The following is a 24426-nucleotide window of genomic DNA, read 5'->3' on the forward strand; positions in this document are numbered from 1 at the left end:
ATTGTTAGTCAATAAACTATCGACATTGCAAACGAATTGGAGCCCTGACCATGCTGGCCACCCCCGACACCCCGACCGCCCCCCCGCTGGACCTGGCCGTGCTGCGCCAGTCCGCCGATGCGGCCTGCCGCCTGATGAAAGCCCTGTCCAACCCCGACCGCCTGCTGCTGCTGTGCCAGCTGAGCCAGGGTGAGAAGAACGTCGGAGAGTTGGAGGCGCTGGTGGGCATTGCCCAGCCCACGTTGTCGCAGCAGCTCGGCGTGCTGCGCGAAGAGGGCCTGGTGAGCACCCGGCGCGAGGGCAAATCCATCTACTACTGCATCAACAGCCCGCAGGCACTGGCAGTGATGGGCGTTCTCTATGCAGAGTTCTGCGGCAAGTAAGCACTAACCTTGAGGAACACACCATGACGATTGACTGGAACCATTTCACGCCCTGGGCCTCGCTGGCCGGCGGCATTTTTCTGGGCCTGGCCTCGGCCCTGTTCATCTTGTTGAATGGCCGCATCCTGGGCATCAGCGGCATTGTGGGTGGCCTGCTGCGGCCCAAGGCGGGCGACACCGGTTGGCGCATCGCGTTTGTGCTGGGCATGCTGGTTGCGCCCACCTTCTACTGGTTGCTAACGGGTGCCGCAGTGCCCGCCACCATAGACGCCAGCTGGGGCGCGGTAGTACTGGCCGGCTTGCTGGTGGGTGTAGGCACGCGTTATGGCGCGGGCTGCACCAGTGGCCACGGCGTGTGCGGGCTGTCGCGCCTGTCGCCGCGCTCGCTGGTGGCCACGCTGGCCTTTATGGCGGCGGGCTTTGTCACCGTGTTCTTTCTGCGCCACTTGCTGGCTTGAATCTGAAGGAGTTTTTGATGCAACACCGTATTTCTGAATTTGCCGTGGGCCTGTTGTTTGGCCTGGGCCTCATCGTGGCGGGCATGACCGACCCGAGCAAGGTGATTGGTTTTCTGGACCTGGCAGGCGCCTGGGACCCGTCACTGGCCTTTGTCATGGGCGGCGCCATCTTGGTGGGCCTGGGCGCATTTGCGATTGCCAAAAAGCGCACCACCAGTTTTCTGGGCGGTGCCATGCAGTTGCCCAGCTCCACCGTGATCGACCGCCGCCTGGTGCTGGGCAGCCTGTTGTTTGGCGCCGGCTGGGGTGTGGCAGGTTTTTGCCCGGGGCCGGCGATTGTGTCGCTGGGGGCAGGACAATCCAAGGCAGCGGTGTTTGTGCTGGCCATGGTGGCTGGCATGGCCATCTTTGAATGGGCCGAGCGCCGCAAAGCCCGCATCGCCACAGGAGACCAATGACATGACCCTTCGCACCCAAGCCCTCACCCCCCACTTTGCCGTGGCCGCCCAGATGGACGCCAGCATGGTGGCCGACGCCGTGGCCCAAGGCTTCAAGACGCTGGTGAACAACCGCCCCGATGGCGAAGGCGGCCCCGACCAGCCCCTGAGCAGCAGCGTGGAAGCCGCGGCCCGCGCGGCTGGCCTGCACTATGTCTACCTGCCCGTGGTGGGCGGCGCCATCACCCCCGCGCAGGTGCAAGCCATGCGTGAGGCGATGCAAGACGCGCCCCAACCGGTGCTGGCATTTTGCCGCTCGGGCGCCCGCTCGGCCCAGCTCTACGCGCTGACGCAAGCCGAATAAGCACCCCACGCCATGCAGCCCACCACCGCCACCCGTTTCGCCTGGCTGCCGCACTGGCTGCGCCACTACCAGCGCGCCTGGCTGGGCGGTGATGTGTCGGCCGGGCTCATCGTGGCGGTGCTGGTAATTCCGCAAAGCCTGGCTTACACCCTGCTGGCGGGCCTGCCGCCCGAGATGGGGCTGTACGCCAGCATCTTGCCGGTGGTGGCCTATGCGCTGGTGGGCTCCAGCATGACGCTGGCCGTGGGGCCGGTGGCGATTGCCGCGCTGATGACGGCCAGCGCCCTGCAGCCGCTGGCGATTGCCGGCACCACCGAATACGTGCAGCTGGCCATGCACCTGGCGCTGATCTCGGGCGTGATGTTTTTGGCCTTTGGCGCACTGCGCCTGGGTTGGCTGGCCTATTTTTTAAGCCACCCGGTGGTGAGCGGGTTTGTCACCGGCTCGGCCATCGTGATTGCGCTGGGCCAAGTCAAACACATCCTGGGTGTGCCCGCACCCAGCAGCTCCAGCTGGGCCACACTGCAAGGACTGTGGCGCGCCTTGCCCCAGACCAACCTCACCAGCCTGGCGCTGGGCATGGGCAGCATGGTGTTTTTGTTCTGGAGCAAACGTTACCTGGCCAACACCCTGCGCCGCTTGGGCGTGGCCAGCCAAGCTGCCGACCTGCTGGCGCGCATGGCGCCGATTGCGGCCGTGGTGGTAAGCACCAGCCTGGTGGCAGCGGGTGGGTGGGACGTGGCCCGCGGTGTGGCCGTAGTGGGCACGGTGCCGGCCGGGTTGCCCGCGCTCAGCCTGTCGCTACCGGGCAGCACCGAGCTGGGCCAGCTCTGGCTGCCGGCGCTGCTGATTTCACTGGTGGGGTTTGTGGGCAGTGTGTCGGTGGCGCAATCGTTTGCCATGCAACGCCAGCAGCGCATCACACCCGACCGCGAGTTGTGGGGCCTGGGCGCGGCCAATGTGGCGGCCGCGCTGTCGGGCGCCTACCCGGTGCATGGCGGGCTGTCGCGTTCGGTCATCAACTTTGCCGCCGGTGCACAAACGCCGCTGGCCTCCCTCATCACCGCGGCCTTCATGGCGGTCATCATCTATTTCTTCACGGGTCTCTTCTATTACCTGCCGCTGGCGGTGTTGGCGGCCAGCATTCTGGTGGCGGTCACTTCGCTGGTGGACGTGCCCACCCTCAAAGCCAGCTGGGCTTACGACCGGGCCGATGCGCTGTCGCTACTGGCCACGGCCGTGGGGGTGATGGTGCTGGGCGTGGAAACCGGCATTGTGCTGGGTGTGGCCATGTCGCTGGCGGCGCTGGTCTGGCGCAGCAGCCACCCGCACATGGCGGTGGTAGGGCGTGTGCCGGGCACCGAGCACTTCCGCAACGTGGAGCGCCATGCGGTGCAAACGGTGCCGGGCCTGCTGGCACTGCGCGTGGACGAGAGCCTGTTTTTTGCCAACGCCACGGCGCTGGAAGAACGCATGGAAGCACTGGTGCGGGCGGACCCCAGCATCCGGCGCCTGCTGCTGGTGTGTTCGGCGGTCAACCAGATTGACGCCACCGCGCTGGGCATGCTCACCGCGCTGGAGCAAAGCCTGGCGGAACGCGGCATTCGCCTGGAGCTGGCCGAAGTCAAAGGCCCGGTGATGGACCGGCTGCAAGCCACGGCCCTGGGGCAGCGCCTGCAAGGCCGGGTGTTCCAGAGCGTGCACGACGCCTTTGTGGCGAGCTGACGGCCAAACCGGCCCACGGGCGCAGCCCCTCTAAGGCTCTATTCGCTATAAACAAATGGAAAATAAGTAGTTTGGGTTTTAAAGCGGGCTTCTGACAATGCGGCTCTGTTCCGCATTTGGCGTTCGCGCACAACACCCATGGTCACCCTTGTCATCGTTCCCGGCTGGCGCGACTCCGGCCCCGGCCACTGGCAAACGCTGTGGGCCGAGCAGATTCCTGGCGCGGTGCGCGTGCACCAGGACGACTGGATCACCCCGGTGCGCAAGGCCTGGATTGCCTCTATTGGCCAAACCATCCTGAATGCGCCCGGCCCGGTGGTGATTGCCGCCCACAGCCTGGGCTGCATTGCCACCACCCACCTGCCACCGGAGGTGGCGGCCAAAATCCAGGGCGCCTTGTTGGTGGCCCCGGCCGACCCCGAGCGGCGCGGCATTCTGGCCGACTTTGCCCCGGTGCCCTACCAGCGCCTGCCCTACCGCAGCGTGCTGGTGGCCAGCAGCAACGACCCGTTTTGCCCGGTGCGCACCGCGGGCGCCTATGCACGCGCCTGGGGCAGCGAGTTTGTGCGCCTGCAGGATGCCGGCCACATCAATGTGGAAGCCGGTTTTGGCCCCTGGCCGCTGGGCCTGGCGCTGCTGCAGTCACTGGGTGTGGACCATACGGCGCTTGCCAACGCCCCCGAATCACTATCGATTTAGGAGCTGCTTGCGCAATAACTGCGGGGGCTAGAGGTCTTTTTGGCTTAAAAACTAGCCGCGCAAAGCCATCGAGCTGGCCAGTGCAAACACGGAATTAGGGGCGTTGGTGCGCACTGGCGCCAGCGGCTTGATCTTTTGCAGCACGCCTTTTTTGGCGGGCTTGCGCTCTTCCACCTGGAAGCCCTTGGCGCGCTGGTCTTGCGCCAAGCTTTTCAGCGTAATGGTCTTCATGTGCGCCACGATGGTGGTCTGCAATGCGGCCCACAGGTCTTGCGTCATGTCCTGCACACCATCGCGTGGGGCGCTGGCTTCGGCGGTTTCTTCAATCGCACCAATGATGTCGGCCACGGTGATGCTGTCGCCCCGGAAACCCAGGGTGTAGCCGCCGCCGGGGCCACGGGTGCTTTCCACCAAGCCGTGCTGGCGCAGTTTGGCAAACACCTGCTCCAGGTACGACAGAGAAATGCGGTGCCGCAGCGCGATGTCTTGCAATGGCACGGGCTGCGCGCTTTCGCGCAGGGCCAGGTCAATCATGGCGGTGATGGCAAAACGGCCTCGGGTACTGAGTCGCATACGTTTACTCCTTTGAGTAAGAGACTAGGAAGACTCGAACTGTAGGTTCTTGTATGCTTCGCGTAAATTCGTATTTTGTATTTTTTTACTTCGATTATTTCGCAGTGTTTCAGTTTGTTTCAGAGGGGACGCCATGAACTTCAAGCACCTTCACTATTTTTGGGTCACCGCCAAGGCGGGCGGCGTCATGCGTGCGGGCGAGCAGCTGCACACCACGCCCCAAACGCTGTCGGGCCAGATCAAGCTGCTGGAGGACTGGCTGGGGCGCAAGCTGTTCCAGAAAAACGGGCGCAACCTGGAGCTGACCGAGGACGGCCGCCTGGCGCTGGGGTATGCGGACCAGATCTTCACGCTGGGCGCCGAGCTGGAAAACGCGGTGCGCCAGGCCAGCGGCCAGCGCCGCGTGCTGGACTTCAAGGTGGGCGTGGCCGACTCGGTGACCAAATCATTGGCCTACCGGCTGCTCGAGCCGGCGCTGGAAGTGGAGGCTCCGGTGCGCATGATTTGTAGCGAGGGCAAGTTCCCCGACCTGCTGGCCAAGCTGGCGCTAAACCAGCTGGACCTGGTGATTGCGGATGAGCCGATGTCCAAGCGCATCAGCGTGAAGGCCTTTAACCACCCGCTGGGGCGCAGCCCCATGAGCTTTTTTTGCACCCCGGCCCTGAAGGCGCAACTGAAGGGGGCGTTTCCGGCCTGCCTGAATGGCGCCCCCATGCTGTTGCAGGGTGCCCAGGCCTCGGTGCGCCAGCAGTGGGAAGGCTGGCTCAGCCACCACCAGATCCACCCCACCACGATTGGCGAGTTTGACGACGGCGCGCTCATGAACGCCTTTGGCCGCAAGGGCCGCGGCGTGTTTATGGCGCCGTCGGTCATGGAGGCCGACATCGTGGAGCAGTTTGGTGTGGAGGTGATTGGCCGCAGCGACGAGCTGGTGGAAGAGTTCTTTGCCGTGTCGGTGGAGCGGCGCATTACCCACCCGTGTGTGGTGGCCATTACCACAGCGGCGCGCGACCAGCTGTTTACCTGAAGGGAAGCACTGCGACTTGAACAGATTTCTGTACATGACTAAAATTCTGTACATGTCAGACCATCCCAACCCGATCGGAACCCAGCTGCGTGCATTGCGTGTGGAACAGGGAAAGTCGCAACTGGAGTTAGCCGGGGCCATAGGCATCAGTCGCACCACACTGGTCCAGATTGAAAAAGGGCTGGGCGGGCAAATGTCCAGCTATCAGGCGGTCGCGCGGGCCTTGGGCACCTTCCTGGGCTTGGGCGGAGGGTCGCCAGAACTGGCGCTGCGCCGCCAAGCACGCCAGGACAACCAGGCCAAGCTGGCCGCCTCACGCGAAAAACATCTTCGCATTGCGGCACTCATGGCCCTGGACGGCCCACCGGCGCGCGAGCTGAAGGCGCAGGCGCTACAGATGGTGGCGCTGTGGAAGGAGAAGGATTTGTGCAGCCCGGTGTACATCGAGCGCTGGACACAGATTCTGGAAGCCGCGCCCCCAGAGATTGCGCAAAAAATTCTGTCCATGGACGAGGAATGGGGACCCGCCTTGCGTCAGAACACCCCGTTTGCGCTGGCACCGTCATGAAGCTGGAAGACGTTGACAAGGTGCTGAGCCAGATCCGCGATGCCAGCGGGCTGGACGAGTTCGTCATCGTCGGCAGCCTGGCGGCACTCGGCGTCGCAGGCGCCGCCCGGCCCGCGCGCATGACCATGTCCATGGAGGTGGATGCCTACCCCGCCCAAGACCCGGGACGTGCACCGGAGTTCTCAAAAGCCTTTGGCGAGGACAGCGCCTTTCACCGGGACAATGGCTATTACTTCGACGCCATCAGCCCCGCACTGCCCACGCTGCCGGAAGGTTGGCAGAGCCGGCTGATCCACCAGGTCTTGCCCTCCGGGGTCAAAGTGCAGTTCTTGGACCCCAACGACTGCGCCATCTCCAAACTGGCCCGCTCCGAGCCCAAAGATCGAGAGTGGGTGAGTGCAGGTCTGCGAAGCGGCATACTGTCTTTGCCGACGATCGAGTACCGAATGCGTGAGACCCAGTTTCTGGATGCCGAGGAGCAACACAAAGCGCTCCGGTCACTGGCAGAAGACCGCACCTGGCTTGAAACACAAGGCCCCCACCCAACCCCCAAGCCCTGACCACGGCTTCCCCTCCCCGGTTACCTCAGCGGAAATTCACCATGTACAACGCCCTCGTTTTTGTTCACCTCGCCTGCGCCATCGTCTGGATGGGCGGCATGGCCTTCATGCTGCTGGCCTTGCGACCAGCCACGCTGGCCACGATGGAGGCGCAGCCCCGTGCGCGGCTCATGGTGGCAGTGATGCAGCGCTTCTTTTTGGCGGTGGGCATCGCCATCGTGGGTCTGTTCGCAACGGGTGGCCATCTGTACACCAGCGCTTTTCGTGCCTCCAAGGCCGTCATGGGCGCGGGCGTGGTTCCGATTGGCTGGAACGTGATGGCAGGCGTGGGTATGTTGATGTTCCTGATCTTTGGCCACATTTACTTTGCCGGCTTCAAGAAGTTCAAACGCGCGGTGGCCGGGGCCGATTGGCCCGTTGCCGCCAAAGCGGGAGCCCAAATCCACACATTGGTCGTCACCAACTTCTGCCTGGGCTGGCTGGCGATCGCCGCTGTGCGCCTGGTGAGCTGATGGCGGTGCGTGCCAAGCATCTGCGCAGCCAAACCCGTATATGGTGGGTCGTGCTGACGGTGCTTGGCAACGGCCTGGCACCAGCCGCCCACAGCCAAGAGCAAGGCCTGCCGCTGTGGGAGCTGGGCGTGTTTGCTGGCGGCCTGACCAGCCCGGCCTACCCGGCGTCCAGCGAACGCAGCACACGGGCGCTGGTGCTGCCCACCCTCATTTACCGCGGCGAGGTGTTCCGCTCCGACCGGGGCGGCGTGGGCGCCCGCCTACTGCGCACCGAGGACACCGAGCTAGACATTGGCTTTGCAGCCTCCCTGCCAGCCAGCTCCCAAGACATTCCGGCACGCCAGGGCATGGCCGACCTGGGCACCTTGGTCGAATTTGGGCCCCGGCTCAAGGGCACCCTGGCGCGGCCCAGTGCGGGCAGCCGCGTGCGGTATGAGCTACCGCTGCGCACGGTGCTGGAGATCAACAACGGCGTGCGCACCCAGGGTTTTGCGCTGGAGCCCGAGCTCAGCTACGAAATGCGCGACGTGGGCGCGGGCTGGCGCATGTCCACCAGCGCCAGCCTGGTACTGGGCGACAGCCGGCTTAACCAGTACTTTTACGGCGTGCCGGCCGACCTGGCAACGGCGCAGCGCCCCGCTTACACCGCCCAAGCCGGGCTGATTGCCACGCGGCTCACGGTGAACGCATCGCGCAGCCTCGGGCCAGACGTGCGGGTGTTTGCCTATGTGCGGGCCGAGAGTTACGCCGGCTCGGCCAATGCCGCGAGCCCGCTGTACCAGCAGTCCACCGGCACCTCGGCCGGGCTGGGCCTGAACTGGACGCTGGGCCGTTCTGCCACCAAAGCCGCCAACTAAGCCTCTGCTTAGACCAATAAGCGCATAACCAAACAACGAAGTATTCGTTGTGGTTTGATGGGGAGTTCCCCAAAATCGCGGTTCTGTGTCTTGATCACACCACCACACCCGCTTTGGAGCACCCTATGAATTTCAAGCAAAAAGCCACCCTAGCTCTCGCCGTTATTGCGCTGACAGCTAGCAATTTAGTAGCAGCCCAGACCACGCTGCTGAACGTCTCCTACGACGTGGCACGTGAGTTCTACAAGGACATCAACACCGCCTTCATTGCCAACTACAAAAAGACCACCGGCAAGGACATCAAGATTGACCAGGCCCACGCAGGTTCCAGCGCCCAGGCACGTGCGGTCAACGACGGCCTGGAGGCCGATGTGGTGACCTTCAACACCAGCACCGACGTCGACTTTTTGGCCAGCACCGGTGTGGTGGCCAAGGACTGGACCAAGAAATTTGCCAACAACGCCGCCCCCACCAGCTCCACCATGCTGTTTTTGGTGCGCAACGGCAACCCCAAGGGCATCAAAGACTGGGACGACTTGGTCAAACCTGGCGTGCAAGTGATTGTGGTGAACCCCAAAACCGGTGGCAACGGCCGTATGGCCTACCTGGCGGCCTGGGGCCAGGTGCGCAAGAAGGGCGGCACCGATGCGCAGGCCCAAGAGTTTGTCAGCAAGCTCTACAAAAACGTGCCCGTGCTGGCCAAGGGTGGCCGCGACGCGACCACCATCTTTTTGCAACGCAATATTGGCGACGTGTTGATCACGTTTGAGTCGGAAGTGGTGTCGGTGGACAAGGAGTTTGGCGCAGGCAAGGTGGACGCAATCCACCCCAGCAGCTCCATCGTGGCGGAGAACCCCGTGGCCGTGGTGGAACGCACCGTGGCCAAGAAGGGCACGGCCGAGCAAGCCAAGGCGTACCTGAACTTCCTGTACTCCGACGAAGGCCAGGAAATCGCTGCCCAACACGCGATTCGCCCCACCAATGCCGCCATCTTGAAAAAGTACGGCAACGTGTTCAAGCCCATCAGCCTGTTCCGCGCTGAAGACTACTTTGGCTCGTTTGCCGAAGCGCAAAAAGTGCACTTCAACGACGGCGGCCAGTTCGACAAGCTCTACACCGTTAAGTAAATGACCGCTGCCGCTACGGCAGGGGGGCTGCCCGGCGGCCCCTCTGCAGCCCCGCCCTCTCCCGCCAACCCCACTGCCAAGCGGCCCGCCAAACGCGTGCTGCCGGGCTTTCGCCTGACGCTCGGGTTCACGCTGTTTTACCTGGCGCTGATCGTCCTGATCCCGCTCTCGGCCTTGGTGTTCAAAACCTTCACGCTGAGCTGGGAGCAATTCATCAGCGCCGTCACCAGCCCGCGCGTAATCGCGTCCTACCAGCTCACCTTTGGCGCCTCGTTTTTGGCGGCGGTGGTCAACGCGGTGTTTGGCCTGCTGGTGGCGTGGGTGCTGGTGCGTTACCAGTTCCCCGGCAAAAAGATCATTGACGCGCTGGTGGACCTGCCCTTTGCCCTGCCCACCGCCGTGGCCGGCATCTCGCTCACCGCACTCCTGGCCAGCAATGGCTGGGTCGGCAGCCTGCTGGAGCCGTATGGCATCCAGCTCGCCTTCAACCGCAACGGCGTGGTCATCGCCCTCATCTTTATTGGCCTGCCCTTTGTGGTGCGCACCGTGCAACCGGTGCTGGAAGATGCCGAAAAGGAACTCGAAGAAGCCGCCACCTGCCTGGGTGCCACGCGCTGGCAGACCTTTCGTTACGTGATTTTCCCCACCATCGGCCCCGCGCTGCTCACGGGTTTTGCCATGGCGTTTGCGCGTGGCGTGGGTGAATACGGCTCCGTCATTTTTATTGCCGGCAACATGCCCATGCTGTCTGAAATCACGCCCCTCATCATCATCGGCAAGCTGGAACAGTACGACTACGCCGGTGCAACGGCAGTAGCCACTGTGATGCTGCTGGCCTCCTTCTTCATGCTGCTGGTGATCAACGCCCTGCAGTCCTGGCAACGCAAACGTTCGGGAGCCTGACCATGAGCAACTCCCGAACCATCCGCCGCGCCAAGGCCGGCACGACTGAACCCGCATGGGTCAAGTGGACGTTAATCGGCATCGCACTGGCGTTTATCTTTTTGTTCCTGGTGCTGCCGCTGGCAGCGGTGTTTACCGAAGCGCTGCGCAAGGGCGCTGGCGCGTTTCTCGAAGCCTTCAAGGAACCCGACGCCTGGAGCGCGATCCGCCTCACGCTCATCACCGCGGCGATCGCCGTGCCACTGAACCTGGTGTTTGGCGTGGCTGCCGCCTGGGCCATTGCCAAATACGAATTCCGCGGCAAGGCCTTTCTCACCACACTGGTGGACCTGCCCTTCTCGGTATCGCCCGTGGTGGCCGGTTTGATTTATGTGCTGATGTTTGGGGCGCACGGCTGGTTCGGCCCCTGGCTGCAGGCGCACGACATCAAGATCGTGTTTGCCGTGCCCGGTATCGTGCTGGCCACCATCTTTGTGACCTTCCCCTTCATCGCCCGCGAGCTGATTCCGCTGATGCAGGCGCAGGGCACCGACGAGGAGCAGGCCGCCCAAGTGCTGGGCGCCAGCGGCTGGCAGACCTTCTGGCACGTCACGCTGCCCAACATCAAATGGGGCCTGATCTACGGCGTCATCTTGTGTAACGCACGCGCCATGGGCGAGTTTGGTGCGGTGTCGGTGGTGTCGGGCCACATCCGCGGCCAGACCAACACCATGCCCCTGCACGTAGAAATTTTGTACAACGAGTACCAGTCGGTCGCCGCCTTTGCCATTGCCTCGCTGCTGGCACTGCTGGCGCTGGTCACGCTGGTGATCAAGTCCTTTGTGGAATGGCAGTTTGAACGCGACCAGAAGGCCGCCGCCGAACTCCCGCCCGAGCGGCCCTTGGCCCCGGTCCAGCCCTGAATCTTTTCGAGAAAAATTATGAGCATTGCCATTCGCAACGTCAGCAAAGACTTCGGCACCTTCAAGGCCCTGCGCGATGTGAACCTGGACATCGAGTCCGGTGAACTCGTCGCCCTGCTCGGCCCCTCCGGCTGCGGCAAGACCACCTTGCTGCGCATCATTGCCGGGCTAGAAACGGCCGACCAAGGCAACATCCTCTTTAGCGGCGAAGACACCACCGACGTGCATGTGCGCGAGCGCAATGTGGGTTTTGTGTTTCAGCACTACGCGCTGTTCCGCCACATGAGCGTGTTCGACAACGTGGCTTTTGGCCTGCGCATGAAGCCGCGCGCCACGCGCCCGTCCGAGGCCGTCATCAAACAAAAGGTGCACGAGCTGCTGGGCCTGGTGCAGCTGGACTGGCTGGCCGACCGCTACCCGGCGCAACTGTCGGGCGGCCAGCGCCAGCGTATTGCGCTGGCCCGCGCGCTGGCGGTGGAGCCCAAGGTGCTGCTGCTGGACGAACCGTTTGGCGCACTGGACGCCAAGGTGCGCAAGGAACTGCGCCGCTGGCTGCGCCGCCTGCACGACGACCTGCATGTGACCAGCATTTTTGTGACCCACGACCAGGAAGAAGCGCTGGAAGTGGCCGACCGTGTGGTGCTGATGAACAGCGGCAACATCGAACAGATCGGCTCGCCGCAAGAAGTTTGGGACCACCCGGCCAGCCCCTTTGTGTATGGCTTCTTGGGCGACGTGAACCTGTTCCACGGCCGCGCCCACGAAGGCGAAATGCTGATTGGCGAAGCCCAACACGGCGTGCGCCTGGCTACGCCCGAACACGCCCAAACGCAAGATTCCAAAGCTTTTGCCTATGTGCGCCCGCACGACATGGACGTGCAGCGGTTTGTCGCCGGCACGGGTCAGAACGGCATTGCCGCCAAGCTGGTGCGTGCCATTGTGGTGGGCCCGATTGCCCGCCTGGAACTGCTGCCGCAAGACAGCAGTGCGGCCGGCAGCGGCGACATCATTGAGGCGCAGATTGGCGCGCAGGAATACAAGGCACTCGATTTGAAGGATGGCGAAGTGGTGGTGCTGACCCCGCGCAAGGCACGGGTGTTTGTGACGCCCTGATACGCCAAAGCGTTCATTGCCAGGCCGGCGCCGCTGCGTAGGCTAGCGCACGGAGTTGCTGTCGATCTGTTCCTAGGATGTAGTGGTAGGCGCATGGCGCGCCTGCACCCAGTGCTCCCGCGCAAGCCGGAGCCCGAGCGCAACCACCTTCCAGATCGGACGCATATGAACTACCTCGAAAGAGACACCTACGGCATCTACAAAAGCGCCCAGCACGGCAACCCACCCCTGGGTACCGACCATGGCCCCGGCCCTGGGCTTATGGGGGCTTACACCCTCATTGGCAACGATGTTTACAACCCCGCAGGCGACGACCTGGGCGACGTCAAGGAAATTTTGCTGAACATGCACACCGGGCGTATTGCCTATGCAGTTCTGTCTTTCGGCGGATTCTTGGGCATGGGTGACAAGCTGTTTGCCGTGCCGTGGGAGGCCCTGACGCTGGACACCAGCAACAAACGCTTCACCCTGAATGTGCCCAAAGAGAAGCTTGAGAACGCACCGGGGTTTGACAAGGACCAGTGGCCCGATATGGCTGACTCGCGCTGGGCCATGGGCCTGCACACCTACTACGGCACCACGCCATACTCGGATGGCTTGAACCACTAGCCCCGGCAAGCCCCACGCGGGCTGCCCAACAAAAAAAGGCCCGCAAGGGCCTTTTTGATGTGCAAGAAGCGGCTGGGCCTTAGGCGTAAAACGCCTCTACCTTGCCTTTGAGTTTGATCAGCAAAGGCTTGCCTTTGCGGTCCACGGTTTTGCCCGCAGGCACCTTGATCCAGCCTTCGCTGACGCAGTATTCCTCTACGTCCATGCGCTCCTTGTCGTTGAAGCGGATGCCAATGTCATGCGCAAACACGGCGGCGACATGGTGCGGGCTGCGTGGGTCGATGGACAGGTGATCAGGCAGCGGGGGGCGTTCGGTGGTGTCGTTCATAAGTGGGTAGGTGTTGTGCGGGCTCAGCCCAAAATGCGGAACAGCCCGTAGGCCGAGAGAACGCCGGTGACCACCAGCAAAACCGTCTTGGTAGCGCGCGCGCCCACCAGTGCACCGGCAATGCTGCAGAGGAGGATGGCGCCGAATATGTAGCTTGTCTTCATGGGGCGTGATGGTAAAGCATGATGCCACTGGTGCATGGAACGGCCAGGCGTTAAACGCCGTAACGCATCAGGTTGAGCAAGGTGTCAGGCCTCATCGCGCAGGTGAAGCGAGGGTTCATATCCAACCTTCCAGTCGACCATAGAACCCAGTACGCCGCAATCTGCGCATCGGCTGCCGACATACAGCCAATGAACTGCTGCAGCATCGTCATAAAGGGCGAACCCAACACCAACGTTTGCCACCTTACTCTTGCAGGTGATGCACTTGTATTTCTTCGTCGTGAGGCCTTCGTCCCAGTGCTCTTTGCTGTCGCAGATAAAGTGCTCGGTGCTGCAACTCTCGCACCTTCTTTTGGCGCCCCCTTCGTCCGGCTCAACTTCAAGGAAGAACCGGATTCCACCGCATTGGCAATTTGACAGTCGGAACTCTGTAACTTGGTATCCGTCCGCAGTGAGTTCACGCAGGTACTGATCGAGGTCCTCGGGTGCGGAACCCTTCCACCATTTGCCGGACGTATCAATGGTCATATGAGGTACCGATGTTGGTGCTGTCCTGCACGTAGCAAGCGCCGCGCAATGGCAGCTTGCTGCTGCATCTCCATGACGAGCGATTTGTTAAATGGTTTCAAGTGAAGCATTCACTAGTTTTCCGTCGTTCATCGCCGTTGTGGGACCATTCGACAAATCTTTTGGACATCACTGGCATGTGAAATCTCCTAAGACTCGCTCTACATACTCCCAAGCAATATCTTCTGTGCAATGAATTTCAATGGGATAACGCTCAGTTTCTTGCGGCATTTCAGCGAGTCGGTGTAGAAATTCGTCCGTGCTACGTGTATGAAACACGTACTCACGCCGTCCCTTCCCAGTAAGCACCATGGAAAGAACCGACCCCTTGTCATACTGGGTGGCATCAACAAGCCTGTCCTCAAAAATCCTCATACGGTCTGACTCTGCCGTGTCGGGATATCCGCCTGGTAGGGCATCCAACATCTGCCAAAAGATGTTCAGCCGGTGCGGAAAGTGCCCCTTTGGAAATTCGTCCGGAAACTGGCGATGTCGCACAAGAATTGCATCTTCATCGTTTCTCGCTTGGATTAGCGCCCAAGGTAGCGTGTCAAGGTTCATTTTGATACCCAACGTTGGCCGTGAATGGGCCGCAACGGCGCACTTAGCATTGAAGAATGGCGACCATTCTGGCCGCCGTTGTGGGTCCATTCGACGAACCTGTTGTACGTCTCAGCGCTCAAAGAACCACTCCATGAATTCACAGGCAACTTCGGGTGAAAGTTCTTGTACGGCCTCTGCAACAAGTGGCTGACCTTTTGCAGCTGCAATGGCCGAAAGCGCGCATTGCAGAAAATCTGCATCCCATTCGCGTGTCGAAGCTGCTGCAACCAATGATGGCAGCTTTGCCAATGCATCGAAGTAGGCGCCTGCGAGTTCACCCGGCACCTCTATCTCTTGCTTTCTTCGGCAGATTTCAATCCATGCAGGAAACTGAAAATAGACGGCATCCGCTCCAAGAGGATTGGTTGCGGCGGCATGAACAACATGAGGGACGGCGGCGAACGACGCATCAAATACCTCCCCTTGGTGAGCCAATGCACTCCAAATGGAAAACCAAGGCTCAGCCTCACCCTGGGCGCCAGGAAGAGTACTTAGCTGAGAAAGCAGTGCCGGTATGTCCGTCGCGGCACCATAAGCATGATTAAGCGAGGACCAGTGATTGCTTTCGAGGGGAAGCACAGATCGTTCCTAAGACGCACAACGTCTGGCTTAGCGGTGAGCGCAGCGAATCCGCTGCATGCCGGGGTTAGGCTGCCGATGATGATCTGGATCCGCAAATGCAGTGCCGATTGAAACTGTCATAGAGACGACTCGATGCATTCGATAGATCGGCATAGGAACCTCACACGGTCGTCTTCAAGGTCGGAAACGGAATAGTGTAGATGCTCCCACTGCCCCTCTCGAACGTCCTCGACGCGGAGACACATGACTTGGGTTAGCCCGCCTCCAAAGCCGGAAACATGGAGGAGAGCAACGCCGTGAAACCTAAGAGACAGAAGAGGCCCTTCATCCACCGAGTCACGCCTTAGGGCGAACGTGAGGTCGCACTGGTTATCTGGCGACAGCGAAGCAAACGACATGGCCTCTACTGTGGTGAAGCCAGCGAGGAGTTCGTTTACAGCTAATGCGGTGAGAAGTGTTGATTTCATGCTCATAAACTTGTCAGACGCTACTTTCAGCGGTCTAACGTAATTTCTACCGCAAACACTGCGGGATAAAGTGGCAAGATGGTCTATAAAAAAGGCATTTGCGCATTTCCAGTTTGCGCAGGCTGCTCTCATAAAAGTAGCGACAAAGCCCGCAACCTAACGACCCCGATTTTGACGATTCAGTGAGGCCCTGAATATCCCCCAATCGGGTGAATTTTGAATGACGGCTTCTGCCGCAAAACGGCCCACATCGACACTACACCCGCCCCAACGCCACCCGAATCCTTGCAATCGTCTCTTCCATCCTTGCCCGGCTCGACACCTCCAGCCCCAGCTGCCGGGCGATGTCGTTGACGATGGCGGCGTTGAGCGGCAGGCCACCGGCGTCCACGGCTTTGATGAGGGCGCGGGCGCGCTGTTCGGCGGTCAGGGGCTTGCGCCGCCCCAGCAGGAAATGGAGCCAGTTCATGGCCACAAGGATATCGCCAAATGCTCCTGTTTTAGGAGCTGCTTGCGCAATATCCACGGGCACTAGAGGCCAATTTGACTTATAAACCGCAGCCGCGCAGGATCAGCGACACCACGTGCTCGGTGGCGCGGTCAAAGTCTTTGGGGGTGAGGGCGTCCTGCTCCAGCACGGCGCAGATCTGCACATCGAAGTCGGCATAGGTCTGGGTGGCGGCCCAGATGGTGAAGAACAGGTGCATGCCGTCTACCTTGGCCATGCGTTTGGCGTCCACCCAGGCTTGCACCACAGCGGCTTTTTCCAGCAGCAGGGTGCGCAACTCGTTGGCCAGCAGGCCCTTCACAACCGGGGCGCCGTGCAGCAGTTCGTTGGCAAACACCTTGGAGCCATCGGGGCGCTGGGCAGACAGCACCATCTTGTCGCGGATGTACTGGGCCAGCGCGGTTTTGGGGTCGGCGTTTACGGTGATGCCATGCGTGGGCACCAGCCAGTCGTTCAGGATGCGGGCGAGCACCTCACGGTACAGCACCTCTTTGCTGCCAAAGTAGTAATGCAGGTTGGCCTTGGGCAGGCCACTGGCCTCGGCCATGGCGGCCATGGTGGCGCCGCCAAAACCGGCGCGCGCAAACACCTTCTCGGCCGCAGAAAGTATCAGGGCCTCATTCGCTTGGCGAATGAGGCCCTTGGGAGCATCGGCAACGTTTGTCATGTCGCCGATTATTCAATCACTTTTGCGCAGCGTCATAGATGGCGTGTGAATACGCAGCCTTGCCCGGGTCTTTCTTGATGACGGGGTCGCTGCCACCAGCCAGCAACACCTTGACGGTGCGCTCATAGGCGGCGGGTTCCAGGTAACCAATCTTCTTGGTGCCGGCATTGGTGATCAGCTTGGCCACGTTTTCCATCTGGCGCTTTTGCACCTTCATGCTGGCGCTGCCCGATGTGTCCGCAGCCACCACGGCTTTGGCAGCACCTTCAGGGTCTTTCACTGCAGCGTCCCAGCCCTTGAGCGTGGCCTTCAGGAACTTGCCCATCTTGGCGACAAAGGCGGGGTCCTTCAGGTTGTCTTCCAACACATAGAGGCCGTCTTCCAGCGTGGCTACGCCTTCTTTTTCATAGAAGAAGGTGACCAGGTCTTTTTCCTTCACACCGGCGTCCACCACTTGCCAGTACTCGTTGTAGATCATGGTGGAAATACAGGCGGCCTGGTTTTGCAACAGCGGGTCGACGTTGAAGCCCTGCTTCAGAATCTTGATGTCGGAATCGGTCTTCAGGCCGAGCTTGCCCATCCAGTTGAGGAAGGGGTACTCGTTGCCGCCGTACCAGACGCCCAGGGTCTTGCCCTTGAAGTCTTTGGGGCTGGCCACGCCGCTGGCCTTTTTGCAGGTCAGCATCAGGCCGGACTGGTTGAACACCTGGGCCACGTTGACCAGGGGCACACCGGCTTCACGCGCGGCCAGGGCCGAGGGCATCCAGTCCACCACGATGTCGGCCTGCTTGCCGGCGATCACTTGCGTGGGCGCAATGTCGGGGCCACCGGGCTTGATGGTCACGTCCAGGCCGGCGTCTTTGTAGAAGCCCTTGGCGGCGGCCATGTAGTAGCCGGCAAACTGGGCTTGCGGCACCCACTTGAGCTGCACAGTCACCTTGTCGGCAGCTTGTGCGGCAAAGCCGGCAGCGGCCAGCGCCAGAACCAGCAGGCTCTTGGCGCATTGGGAAGAACGAATCATGGAAAGCTCCTTCTACGGGTTAATGGAAAAACGCAACACAGACCAAGCGCGGGCTCACCCTTCGCGCACTGAGGGATGCCAGAACGCCGCGCGGCGCTCCAGCTGTACTAGCAAGGCATAGGCCACCGAACCGGTCACCGCCGCCACCACAATCGCGCCCCAGACCAGCGGCATGTTCATGCGCGCGGCCTCAGTGCTGATGCGAAAACCCAGGCCCGAGGTAGGCGAGCCAAAAAACTCGGCCACGATGGCACCAATCAGGGCCAGCGTTGCATTGACCTTGAGTGCCCCAAAGATGAAGGGCAGCGCGGCCGGCAGGCGCAGCGCCAGCAGGGTGCGCGGGTAGCTGGCGGCGTAGCTGTACATCAGCTCGCGCTCCAGCTTGCCCGCGGCCTGCAGGCCGGCCAGCGTGGACACCAGCATGGGGAAAAAGGTCATGAGCACCACGACGGCCGCCTTGGAGGGCCAGTCAAAACCAAACCACATGACCGCAATGGGCGCCACACCGACCAGAGGGATGGCACTGGTGAGCGAGGCCACAGGCAAGAGGCCGCGCTGCAGAAACGGCATGCGGTCAATTGCCACCGCCACGGCAAAACCCAGGCCACAGCCCAGCGCCCAGCCGATCAGAACGGCCTTGCCGACGGTCTGCACAAAGTCACCCCAGAGCTTGGGCGCATGGTCGCCAATGGAGCCAATCACCAGGCTGGGTGCGGGCAGCAACACGCGCGGCACATCAAGCGCGCGCACCAGAATTTCCCAGAACACCACCACCCAGGCGCCAAACAGCGCGGCCGTGGCCATGCCCACCCAACGGCTGCCGTTGACGGCCGCCATGCGGTAGACGCTGTAGCCCGCCACCAGCGCCAAGAGCAGCATGCCGGGCCAGAACCACAGCGGAGTCACACCGTTGGTCATACGCCCCCCCGGCTGCGCAGCACCAGGCGCTCCACACCGGCCACGATGCCGGTGAGTGCCAAGCCCAGCAGGGCCGACATGACCAAGGCAGACCAAATCTGCACGGTCTGCCCGTAATACGAACCGGTGAGCAGGCGCGCACCCAGCCCAGCCTGCGCGCCCGTGGGCAGCTCCGCCACCATGGCGCCCACCAGGCCCGCCGCCACACCCACGCGCAGCGCGGGGAAGAGAAAAGGCAAGGCTGCAGGCAAACGCAGCAACCACAGCGACTGCCAGCGGTTGGCGGCATAGGTGTGCATCATTTCGGTCTCAATCTTTTGCGGCGAACGCAGGCCCTGCACCATGGCCACGGTGACCGGGAAGAAACACAGGTACATGGCGATAAAAGCCTTGGGCGCCGTGCCCGAAAAGCCCAGGCTGCCCAGCACCACCAGCACGATGGGCGCAATGGCCAGCACCGGTACGGTTTGCGAGGCAACGATCCAGGGCAGCAGCGCCTTGTCCAGCGTGCGGCTGTGCACGATGAGCACCGACAACAGCAGCCCCAGCGCCGTGCCCATGACAAACCCCAGCAACGTGGACTGGCCGGTGACGATGACGTGGTAAATCAGGTTGCGGGGCGAGTCCACCGGCCACTCGGTCAGGCTCTCGTAAAAGTCCATGGCCACCTGGTGGGGCGCGGGCATCAGCGGGCGCTCCATGGTCATGGTGGCCTCGAACAGTTCCATCTGGGTGTAGCCGGCCTCTTCGTCCAGCACACGTTCGATAGCGCCTTGGGCGTTCAGGCCCCAGGCCGCGCCATACCAGGCCAGCACTACGGCCAACAGCACCACCGCAACTGGCAACCAGTCGTGGAAGACGCGTTGGGACAGCGTTTTAGTGGTGGCCATCGGCTAAGGCCTCGCGCACTTCATGGGCCAGCTCCATAAAGGCCGGCGTGTCGCGCAGCCCCAAGTGGCGCGCATCGGGTAGCGGTGAGTCAATCACCTTGACGATACGCCCGGGGCGCGGAGACATGACCACGATCTTGGTAGACAGGTAGACCGCCTCGGCAATGCTGTGCGTGACAAACACCACGGTGCGGCGCTCACGCTGCCAGAGCTGCTGCAGCTGTTCGTTGAGCCGGTCACGTGTGATCTCGTCGAGCGCCCCAAAGGGCTCGTCCATCATCAGAATCTTGGGCTCGAACGACAGCGCCCGCGCAATCGACACCCGCTGCTGCATGCCACCCGAGAGCTGCCAGGGGTACTTGCCCTCAAAGCCCTTGAGGCCCACGCGCTCCAGGTGCTCCATGGCGATGCGCTTGGCGTCAGCCTTGCCTTTGCCTTGGATCTGCAGCGGCAAGGTCACATTGGCCAGCACGTTGCGCCAGGGGAACAGGGCGGGGGCCTGAAAGACATAGCCATAGGCGCGCGCCAGCCGTGCATCGTGCGGGCTCACGCCGTTGACCAGCACCTCCCCTGCGCTGATCTTTTCCAAATCGGCAATCACACGCATCAGGGTGGTCTTGCCGCAGCCGCTGGGACCGATCAGCGAGACAAACTCGCCTTCGTGAAAGTCCAGGCAAATGTCGCTAAGGGCATGTACGGGGGTATCGGCCGTCTGGTAGACCACACTGGCATTGCGCACCTCCACGGCTTTGCGCCCTGGCGTGCCAGCGGGTGGGGGGGCAAGCTGCCCGTTCAGTGCTTCGGAATGGTTCATTGACACGCAGTGGGTTGGGTCATGGCCGCACCAAAACAGGTCACAGCCGCCGATTCATCGCTCACAACCTAACCAATTGGTCAAGTTACGAGTCGATACTAGCCAGTTCCGTGCCACGCCCATCTTGGGGTTTGTACGGGGACTGCGTGCGCCGGTCTAGGCTTGGGGTTTGACGATGGGCTGCAGGCGGCCCAGTTTGTGGGCCAGCTCGATGGCCGAGCTCACGCCCATCTTCTCGAAGATATTGGCGCGGTGGAACTCCACCGTGCGCTGGGTGATGCCCAGGTGGTCGGCAATGTTCTTGTTGTAGTGGCCCAGAATGAGCTGGTCCAGCACCTCGCGCTCGCGCGGGCTCAGGGATGCCAGCGCATAGCGCAGGCGGTGCGCTTCCTGGTTGGCGTCGCCATCGGCCGCCGCCGCCGCCAGGGCTTGCTCCACCCGGTCCACCAACACGTTGTCCTGGAACGGTTTTTCCAGAAAATCCCAGGCCCCGTTTTTAACGGCCGCCACGGCCATGCCTACATCGCCATTGCCGGTCAAAAACAACACGGGCCACGGGCAGGCCAGCGCCTTGAGCTGCTCAAACACCTGCAGCCCGGTCATGGGCACCATACGAATGTCCAGCAGCACCACGGCCTGGGGCCACTGACCGTGCAAGGCCTTGGCGGCCTCCAGAAACGGCACACCGCTGTCCCAGGTGGTGGCCTGGTGACCGCGTGAATCAAACAGCCACGCCAAGCCATCCCGCATGTCGGGGTCGTCGTCAACGATGTGGATGGCTGCGCTGGTCATGGGGTGTCTGCCTCGGGTCCGTATTGTGCCGCCAGGGGCAGCTCCACGGTAAAGCGGGCCCCGCCCAGCACCGGGTCGCGGTCTACCGATATCTCACCGTGGTGGGCTTCGACGATGGAGCGGCAGATGGCCAGGCCCATGCCCATGCCGCCGTCCTTGGTGCTGTAGAAGGCCTCAAACACATGCTCGCGGTCTTCCTCGTGCACACCTGCGCCGGAGTCGGCCACACACAACACGGCCACCTGGCGGGCTACATCGGCATGCACACGCACCTGCACTTGCGCAGGCGTACTGCCCTGGGCCGCAGACTCCTGCGCATTGCCCAGCAGGTTGTTGACCAGGTGCTCCAGCAACAGTTCATCGGCCGCAATCCACACCGGGCCCACGGCGTCCACCCCTTGGGGCACCACACGCTGCAACACCGCCACCAGGTCCAGCCGCTGCAGCGAGATCTCGCGCCGCCGCGCAATCGCGTTGACACGCTGGATGATGCGGCCCGCCTTCTCGGCCAGCACCGCGATGCGGCTGACCACGGGCACGGTGTCTTGCGGGCTGATGCTGCCGGCGTGCAGGCGGTTCAGCAGGCCGGTGGCAAAACTGCTGAGCGCGCCCAGCGGCTGGTTGAGCTCGTGCGCCAGCGTGGAGGCCACCTCGCCCACCGCCACCAGCCGGCCGGTGGCGTCCACCCGCTCCTGCTGCTGCGCGGCCAGGCGCTGTGCACGCTTGCGCTCGCTGATGTCCAGCACCGAGCTCATCCAGCCCATGTGGGTGCCGTCGGCCGTGTGCAGCGGTGCCTCGTGGATCAACACGTCTACCAGCTGGCCCTTGCGGTGCTGAAACTGCACCTCGACGCCCTGCTGCTGGGTGCCCTGGACCAGAATGCCATCGTGCACCTGTTGCAGGCCGCTGGTCTGGTCTTGGGGCCAGTAGGGCAGGGGCGCAGACTGGCCCAGCAGCTCGTGTGCCTGGTAACCCACCATGCGGCAGAAGGCATCGTTCACATACAGCACCTTGCCACCCAGGTCCCAGGCGCGCAGGCCGATGGTGACGGAGTTTTCCATGGCGGTGCGCAAGGCCACTTCGGCCTCCAGCCGGGCCTGCACTTGCTGGCGTTTGACGATGTCGCGGCGCAGCGCCCACAGGCTCACCACCATGCCGCCCAAAAACACCATGGCCACCAGCAAAAACATGCGGGGCACGGTGGCGGGCTGCTCCTGCACCGGTGTGACTTGCAGAAACACATCGGCCCCGGCCAAGTTCATGGCGGCGCGGTAGGTGCGCAGGCCTGCCGGGGCTGCGGGTGGCGCCCCTTCGTCCAGCACCAGGCGCACACGGTGGGTCTGCGCAAACCAGCCTGGCACCAGCGCGGCCACTGCCTGGTTCAAGGACAGGGCGGCCACGTAGTTGCCCACGAACTGGCCCCGCTCAAAGTACGGCACAGCCAGCCACACGGTGTCGGTCAAAGCCCCATTTGCCTGCACCATGGGACCCGCATAGGCCGAGCGGCGCAGGCCACGGGTGGTGGACTGCATGGTGGCCAGGGCCTGGGCGTTTTGTGGGTGGGTACGTTCATCCACCGGCAGGCGTGCGGGCACGGGCGTCTGGGCAGACCCCACCCACCCTTGGTCCAGCAGCACGCCGGGCTCACGCCACAACAGTCCGCCCTGCACCTCGTTCATTTGTCGGGCGGCGGTGCGCAGGTCATCCTCCAGACGCCGAAAGTGAAACTGCACACTCTGCTCCAGCCACTGCGCATCAGCCGCCTGGCGGCGCGCGTCTTCCTCCACCTCAAAATGCTGCAGGTACAAGACCAGCGCCACCACCGAGGCCACCACCAGCGCCAAAAAACCCAACAACCAGGCGCCCGGCCACGGGCTGCGCGCCACACCCGCGGGGTCGGCATGGCGCAGCAAGGCGAAGTTGAAGGTGGGGTCCGGTGAACGGTCGGGCATGGGGGATGCGGAGATGGCACTCGCATAATAACGAGCATGCCTGCCACCGCCCCGCCCGACCTCTTGCGCCGCCGCCAGTGGCTGGGCCGCATAGGCGGGGGTGCGGCAACAGCCCTGCCCTGGGCCAGCCAGGCGGCCGCCAGCACCACCATCCGGCTGTCCCATGTGGTGGCACCCGACACGCCCAAGGGCATGACACTGGAGCGCTTTCGCACGCTGGTAGAGGAACGCAGCGGCCAGCGCATTCGGGTGCAGATTTATCCCCAGGGCCAGCTCTACGGCGACCAGGACGAGATGCAAGCCCTGCAGCTCGGCGCGGTCGACATGGTGGCGCCATCCTTGTCCAAGTTCGGCCCCATTGGGTTTCCCGAATTCGAACTGTTTGACCTGCCGTTTTTGTTCAACAGCGTGACCGAGGTGCGCCGCCTCACACAGGGCCCGCTGGGGCAGCGCCTGCTGGAACGCCTGGGGCGACAACGCCTGCTGGGCCTGGGCTTTTTTGACAACGGCTTCAAACACATGAGCGCCAACCGCCCGTTGTTGGAGCCCGCCCACTTCATCGGCCTGCGCATGCGGGTGCAGGCCTCGCGTGTGATTGCCCAACAAATGCGTGCACTGGGCGCACAACCGGTCACCCTGCCCTTCAGTGAAACGCGCCGCGCGCTGGAAACCGGGGTGGTGGACGGTACTGAAAACCCGGTGTCCAACTTCTGGACCCAAGGCATGCAGACCGTGCAAAGCGACCTGAGCCTCACCCAACATGGCTACCTGGGTTATGCGGTGGTGACGCACCAGCGCTTTTGGTTCAACCTGCCCGTACCCGACCGCAGCCTGGTGCAGCAGGCCCTGCGGGAAGCGCTGGTGTTTGGCAACAGCATTGCCGATGCCCACAATGAAAAAGCCCTTGCCGCCTTGCAGGTCGCGGGCTCGGTCCGCGTTCACCGGCCCAACAATGCGCAGCTGACGCGCTTGCGGCAGGCGGTGTTGCCGGTGCAGGCAGACCTGGCGCAACGCATAGGCCAGCCGTGGCTGGACGCCCTGCACGATGCCCTGCCCAAAGAGCGGCACGGGTAAACCCTAGCTGTTGAACGCCACAGTTACTTCCGCGCGGTGTCCTGACTAACCTTCGCGGTTCGTTAATGGCGCAACTTCCACGCGCCGACCGCGCGAACGGCGCGATGGCAGACAAAAACAACGAGGACGATTCACTTGAAAATTCAAAGCCAAAAAGATTTTTTTTCCGGCCTGATGTTCATGGGCGTAGGGGTAGCCTTCGCCTGGGGCGCATCGGGCTACACCCTGGGAGACGGCGCCCGCATGGGCCCGGGTTACTTCC

The 24426-nt window shown here is 62.6% G+C and carries 31 protein-coding genes and 1 pseudogene; 18 read left to right on the forward strand and 14 right to left on the reverse strand.

What is annotated here, in order from left to right; genetic code table 11:
* Positions 1-50 precede the first annotated feature (50 nt).
* From AC097A_RS17040 to AC097A_RS17065, 6 genes are all read left to right on the forward strand, one after another.
* Positions 51-383 carry an ArsR/SmtB family transcription factor gene (locus AC097A_RS17040; RefSeq protein ID WP_479621751.1) on the forward strand — a complete coding sequence of 111 codons (333 nt, stop codon included), beginning with the start codon at positions 51-53 and terminating at the stop codon, positions 381-383.
* A 23-nt stretch (positions 384-406) separates the two neighbouring features.
* Positions 407-841: a YeeE/YedE family protein gene (locus tag AC097A_RS17045; RefSeq protein ID WP_479621752.1), complete on the forward strand. Its 435-nt coding sequence runs from the start codon at positions 407-409 to the stop codon at positions 839-841.
* A 17-nt stretch (positions 842-858) separates the two neighbouring features.
* Positions 859-1299 (forward strand): YeeE/YedE family protein, encoded by a 441-nt coding sequence (locus AC097A_RS17050; protein WP_479621753.1) that lies wholly within the window; start codon positions 859-861, stop codon positions 1297-1299.
* Position 1300: 1 nt separating this feature from the next.
* Positions 1301-1642 carry a protein tyrosine phosphatase family protein gene (locus AC097A_RS17055; RefSeq protein ID WP_479621754.1) on the forward strand — a complete coding sequence of 114 codons (342 nt, stop codon included), beginning with the start codon at positions 1301-1303 and terminating at the stop codon, positions 1640-1642.
* A gap of 12 nt (positions 1643-1654) precedes the next feature.
* Positions 1655-3367, forward strand: a complete 1713-nt coding sequence (locus AC097A_RS17060) for a SulP family inorganic anion transporter (RefSeq protein ID WP_479621755.1) — start codon at positions 1655-1657, stop codon at positions 3365-3367.
* 138 nt (positions 3368-3505) lie between these two features.
* Complete coding sequence (locus tag AC097A_RS17065) at positions 3506-4066, forward strand: RBBP9/YdeN family alpha/beta hydrolase (protein WP_479621756.1); 561 nt, start codon at positions 3506-3508, stop codon at positions 4064-4066.
* 51 nt (positions 4067-4117) lie between these two features.
* Here the strand turns inward: AC097A_RS17065 and AC097A_RS17070 are convergent, their stop codons facing one another.
* Positions 4118-4639, reverse strand: a complete 522-nt coding sequence (locus AC097A_RS17070; RefSeq protein WP_479621757.1) for an Rrf2 family transcriptional regulator — start codon at positions 4637-4639, stop codon at positions 4118-4120.
* 133 nt (positions 4640-4772) lie between these two features.
* Between AC097A_RS17070 and nhaR the strand changes: the two genes are divergently transcribed.
* The 10 genes from nhaR to AC097A_RS17120 all read left to right on the forward strand — a co-directional run bounded on the left by nhaR (position 4773) and on the right by AC097A_RS17120 (position 12817).
* Positions 4773-5666, forward strand: a complete 894-nt coding sequence (gene nhaR / locus AC097A_RS17075) for a transcriptional activator NhaR (protein ID WP_479621758.1) — start codon at positions 4773-4775, stop codon at positions 5664-5666.
* A gap of 52 nt (positions 5667-5718) precedes the next feature.
* Positions 5719-6234, forward strand: coding sequence for a helix-turn-helix domain-containing protein (locus AC097A_RS17080; protein ID WP_479621759.1), 516 nt, complete (start codon positions 5719-5721; stop codon positions 6232-6234).
* Positions 6231-6794, forward strand: a complete 564-nt coding sequence (locus AC097A_RS17085) for a DUF6036 family nucleotidyltransferase (protein WP_479621760.1) — start codon at positions 6231-6233, stop codon at positions 6792-6794. The genes AC097A_RS17080 and AC097A_RS17085 overlap by 4 nt, the downstream gene beginning before the upstream one ends.
* 41 nt (positions 6795-6835) lie before the next feature.
* Positions 6836-7306 (forward strand): hypothetical protein, encoded by a 471-nt coding sequence (locus AC097A_RS17090; protein ID WP_479621761.1) that lies wholly within the window; start codon positions 6836-6838, stop codon positions 7304-7306.
* Positions 7306-8163 (forward strand): MipA/OmpV family protein, encoded by an 858-nt coding sequence (locus AC097A_RS17095; protein ID WP_479621762.1) that lies wholly within the window; start codon positions 7306-7308, stop codon positions 8161-8163. Before AC097A_RS17090 ends, AC097A_RS17095 begins: the two co-directional genes overlap by 1 nt.
* A 125-nt stretch (positions 8164-8288) precedes the next feature.
* Positions 8289-9290, forward strand: a complete 1002-nt coding sequence (locus AC097A_RS17100) for a sulfate ABC transporter substrate-binding protein (protein WP_105261903.1) — start codon at positions 8289-8291, stop codon at positions 9288-9290.
* Entirely contained in the window at positions 9291-10193 is a 903-nt protein-coding gene (gene cysT / locus AC097A_RS17105) for a sulfate ABC transporter permease subunit CysT (protein WP_479621763.1), read from the forward strand.
* Positions 10194-10195: 2 nt separating this feature from the next.
* Positions 10196-11095 carry a sulfate ABC transporter permease subunit CysW gene (gene cysW, locus AC097A_RS17110; RefSeq protein WP_479621764.1) on the forward strand — a complete coding sequence of 300 codons (900 nt, stop codon included), beginning with the start codon at positions 10196-10198 and terminating at the stop codon, positions 11093-11095.
* An 18-nt stretch (positions 11096-11113) separates the two neighbouring features.
* On the forward strand, positions 11114-12208 hold the full coding sequence (locus AC097A_RS17115; RefSeq protein ID WP_479621765.1) for a sulfate/molybdate ABC transporter ATP-binding protein: 1095 nt from the start codon (positions 11114-11116) through the stop codon (positions 12206-12208).
* A gap of 165 nt (positions 12209-12373) precedes the next feature.
* Positions 12374-12817 (forward strand): PRC-barrel domain-containing protein, encoded by a 444-nt coding sequence (locus AC097A_RS17120; protein WP_315480373.1) that lies wholly within the window; start codon positions 12374-12376, stop codon positions 12815-12817.
* 79 nt (positions 12818-12896) lie between these two features.
* On the opposite strand, the gene AC097A_RS17125 is transcribed toward AC097A_RS17120, so the two are convergent.
* The 13 genes from AC097A_RS17125 to AC097A_RS17185 form a co-directional block, all read right to left on the reverse strand.
* A complete protein-coding gene (locus AC097A_RS17125; RefSeq protein WP_105261907.1) occupies positions 12897-13145 on the reverse strand; it encodes a DUF3297 family protein in 249 nt (82 codons plus the stop codon).
* A gap of 23 nt (positions 13146-13168) precedes the next feature.
* Positions 13169-13309 carry a hypothetical protein gene (locus AC097A_RS17130; RefSeq protein WP_315494084.1) on the reverse strand — a complete coding sequence of 47 codons (141 nt, stop codon included), beginning with the start codon at positions 13307-13309 and terminating at the stop codon, positions 13169-13171.
* Positions 13310-13393: 84 nt separating this feature from the next.
* The gene (locus tag AC097A_RS17135; RefSeq protein ID WP_479621766.1) at positions 13394-13837 is read right to left on the reverse strand and encodes a hypothetical protein; all 444 of its coding nucleotides are present in this window, start codon (positions 13835-13837) and stop codon (positions 13394-13396) included.
* Between the two features lie 168 nt (positions 13838-14005).
* Positions 14006-14437, reverse strand: coding sequence for a DUF695 domain-containing protein (locus tag AC097A_RS17140; RefSeq protein ID WP_479621767.1), 432 nt, complete (start codon positions 14435-14437; stop codon positions 14006-14008).
* Between the two features lie 111 nt (positions 14438-14548).
* Positions 14549-15058 (reverse strand): hypothetical protein, encoded by a 510-nt coding sequence (locus tag AC097A_RS17145; protein ID WP_479621768.1) that lies wholly within the window; start codon positions 15056-15058, stop codon positions 14549-14551.
* A gap of 726 nt (positions 15059-15784) precedes the next feature.
* Positions 15785-15997, reverse strand: coding sequence for a hypothetical protein (locus AC097A_RS17150; protein ID WP_479621769.1), 213 nt, complete (start codon positions 15995-15997; stop codon positions 15785-15787).
* Between the two features lie 79 nt (positions 15998-16076).
* Positions 16077-16703, reverse strand: a complete 627-nt coding sequence (locus tag AC097A_RS17155; RefSeq protein WP_479621770.1) for a TetR family transcriptional regulator C-terminal domain-containing protein — start codon at positions 16701-16703, stop codon at positions 16077-16079.
* A gap of 16 nt (positions 16704-16719) precedes the next feature.
* A complete protein-coding gene (locus tag AC097A_RS17160; RefSeq protein ID WP_315480371.1) occupies positions 16720-17724 on the reverse strand; it encodes an ABC transporter substrate-binding protein in 1005 nt (334 codons plus the stop codon).
* Positions 17725-17778: 54 nt separating this feature from the next.
* Entirely contained in the window at positions 17779-18642 is an 864-nt protein-coding gene (locus AC097A_RS17165) for an ABC transporter permease (RefSeq protein WP_479621771.1), read from the reverse strand.
* Positions 18639-19532: an ABC transporter permease gene (locus AC097A_RS17170; RefSeq protein ID WP_479621772.1), complete on the reverse strand. Its 894-nt coding sequence runs from the start codon at positions 19530-19532 to the stop codon at positions 18639-18641. Before AC097A_RS17170 ends, AC097A_RS17165 begins: the two co-directional genes overlap by 4 nt.
* On the reverse strand, positions 19519-20346 hold the full coding sequence (locus tag AC097A_RS17175) for an ABC transporter ATP-binding protein (protein WP_479621773.1): 828 nt from the start codon (positions 20344-20346) through the stop codon (positions 19519-19521). The genes AC097A_RS17170 and AC097A_RS17175 overlap by 14 nt, the downstream gene beginning before the upstream one ends.
* 156 nt (positions 20347-20502) lie before the next feature.
* A complete protein-coding gene (locus AC097A_RS17180) occupies positions 20503-21138 on the reverse strand; it encodes a response regulator transcription factor (RefSeq protein WP_105261915.1) in 636 nt (211 codons plus the stop codon).
* A complete protein-coding gene (locus AC097A_RS17185; protein ID WP_161499937.1) occupies positions 21135-23090 on the reverse strand; it encodes a two-component system sensor histidine kinase NtrB in 1956 nt (651 codons plus the stop codon). The genes AC097A_RS17180 and AC097A_RS17185 overlap by 4 nt, the downstream gene beginning before the upstream one ends.
* A gap of 36 nt (positions 23091-23126) precedes the next feature.
* On the opposite strand from AC097A_RS17185, the gene AC097A_RS17190 reads away from it, so the two are divergent.
* On the forward strand, positions 23127-24164 hold the full coding sequence (locus tag AC097A_RS17190; protein ID WP_479621774.1) for a DctP family TRAP transporter solute-binding subunit: 1038 nt from the start codon (positions 23127-23129) through the stop codon (positions 24162-24164).
* A gap of 135 nt (positions 24165-24299) precedes the next feature.
* A pseudogene (locus AC097A_RS17195) lies at positions 24300-24426 on the forward strand (tripartite tricarboxylate transporter TctB family protein); the annotation flags it as partial.

The sequence above is a fragment of the Rhodoferax sp. XS2R6 genome, from assembly GCF_056521365.1.

Bases quoted from the DNA above. Each gene is read 5' to 3' on its own strand.
- AC097A_RS17040 (WP_479621751.1), top strand. From the start codon at position 51: ATGCTGGCCACCCCCGACACCCCGACCGCCCCCCCGCTGGACCTGGCC.
- AC097A_RS17045 (WP_479621752.1), top strand. From the start codon at position 407: ATGACGATTGACTGGAACCATTTCACGCCCTGGGCCTCGCTGGCCGGC.
- AC097A_RS17050 (WP_479621753.1), top strand. From the start codon at position 859: ATGCAACACCGTATTTCTGAATTTGCCGTGGGCCTGTTGTTTGGCCTG.
- AC097A_RS17055 (WP_479621754.1), top strand. From the start codon at position 1,301: ATGACCCTTCGCACCCAAGCCCTCACCCCCCACTTTGCCGTGGCCGCC.
- AC097A_RS17060 (WP_479621755.1), top strand. From the start codon at position 1,655: ATGCAGCCCACCACCGCCACCCGTTTCGCCTGGCTGCCGCACTGGCTG.
- AC097A_RS17065 (WP_479621756.1), top strand. From the start codon at position 3,506: ATGGTCACCCTTGTCATCGTTCCCGGCTGGCGCGACTCCGGCCCCGGC.
- AC097A_RS17070 (WP_479621757.1), bottom strand. From the start codon at position 4,639: ATGCGACTCAGTACCCGAGGCCGTTTTGCCATCACCGCCATGATTGAC.
- nhaR (WP_479621758.1), top strand. From the start codon at position 4,773: ATGAACTTCAAGCACCTTCACTATTTTTGGGTCACCGCCAAGGCGGGC.
- AC097A_RS17080 (WP_479621759.1), top strand. From the start codon at position 5,719: ATGTCAGACCATCCCAACCCGATCGGAACCCAGCTGCGTGCATTGCGT.
- AC097A_RS17085 (WP_479621760.1), top strand. From the start codon at position 6,231: ATGAAGCTGGAAGACGTTGACAAGGTGCTGAGCCAGATCCGCGATGCC.
- AC097A_RS17090 (WP_479621761.1), top strand. From the start codon at position 6,836: ATGTACAACGCCCTCGTTTTTGTTCACCTCGCCTGCGCCATCGTCTGG.
- AC097A_RS17095 (WP_479621762.1), top strand. From the start codon at position 7,306: ATGGCGGTGCGTGCCAAGCATCTGCGCAGCCAAACCCGTATATGGTGG.
- AC097A_RS17100 (WP_105261903.1), top strand. From the start codon at position 8,289: ATGAATTTCAAGCAAAAAGCCACCCTAGCTCTCGCCGTTATTGCGCTG.
- cysT (WP_479621763.1), top strand. From the start codon at position 9,291: ATGACCGCTGCCGCTACGGCAGGGGGGCTGCCCGGCGGCCCCTCTGCA.
- cysW (WP_479621764.1), top strand. From the start codon at position 10,196: ATGAGCAACTCCCGAACCATCCGCCGCGCCAAGGCCGGCACGACTGAA.
- AC097A_RS17115 (WP_479621765.1), top strand. From the start codon at position 11,114: ATGAGCATTGCCATTCGCAACGTCAGCAAAGACTTCGGCACCTTCAAG.
- AC097A_RS17120 (WP_315480373.1), top strand. From the start codon at position 12,374: ATGAACTACCTCGAAAGAGACACCTACGGCATCTACAAAAGCGCCCAG.
- AC097A_RS17125 (WP_105261907.1), bottom strand. From the start codon at position 13,145: ATGAACGACACCACCGAACGCCCCCCGCTGCCTGATCACCTGTCCATC.
- AC097A_RS17130 (WP_315494084.1), bottom strand. From the start codon at position 13,309: ATGAAGACAAGCTACATATTCGGCGCCATCCTCCTCTGCAGCATTGCC.
- AC097A_RS17135 (WP_479621766.1), bottom strand. From the start codon at position 13,837: ATGACCATTGATACGTCCGGCAAATGGTGGAAGGGTTCCGCACCCGAG.
- AC097A_RS17140 (WP_479621767.1), bottom strand. From the start codon at position 14,437: ATGAACCTTGACACGCTACCTTGGGCGCTAATCCAAGCGAGAAACGAT.
- AC097A_RS17150 (WP_479621769.1), bottom strand. From the start codon at position 15,997: ATGAACTGGCTCCATTTCCTGCTGGGGCGGCGCAAGCCCCTGACCGCC.
- AC097A_RS17155 (WP_479621770.1), bottom strand. From the start codon at position 16,703: ATGACAAACGTTGCCGATGCTCCCAAGGGCCTCATTCGCCAAGCGAAT.
- AC097A_RS17160 (WP_315480371.1), bottom strand. From the start codon at position 17,724: ATGATTCGTTCTTCCCAATGCGCCAAGAGCCTGCTGGTTCTGGCGCTG.
- AC097A_RS17165 (WP_479621771.1), bottom strand. From the start codon at position 18,642: ATGACCAACGGTGTGACTCCGCTGTGGTTCTGGCCCGGCATGCTGCTC.
- AC097A_RS17170 (WP_479621772.1), bottom strand. From the start codon at position 19,532: ATGGCCACCACTAAAACGCTGTCCCAACGCGTCTTCCACGACTGGTTG.
- AC097A_RS17175 (WP_479621773.1), bottom strand. From the start codon at position 20,346: ATGAACCATTCCGAAGCACTGAACGGGCAGCTTGCCCCCCCACCCGCT.
- AC097A_RS17180 (WP_105261915.1), bottom strand. From the start codon at position 21,138: ATGACCAGCGCAGCCATCCACATCGTTGACGACGACCCCGACATGCGG.
- AC097A_RS17185 (WP_161499937.1), bottom strand. From the start codon at position 23,090: ATGCCCGACCGTTCACCGGACCCCACCTTCAACTTCGCCTTGCTGCGC.
- AC097A_RS17190 (WP_479621774.1), top strand. From the start codon at position 23,127: ATGCCTGCCACCGCCCCGCCCGACCTCTTGCGCCGCCGCCAGTGGCTG.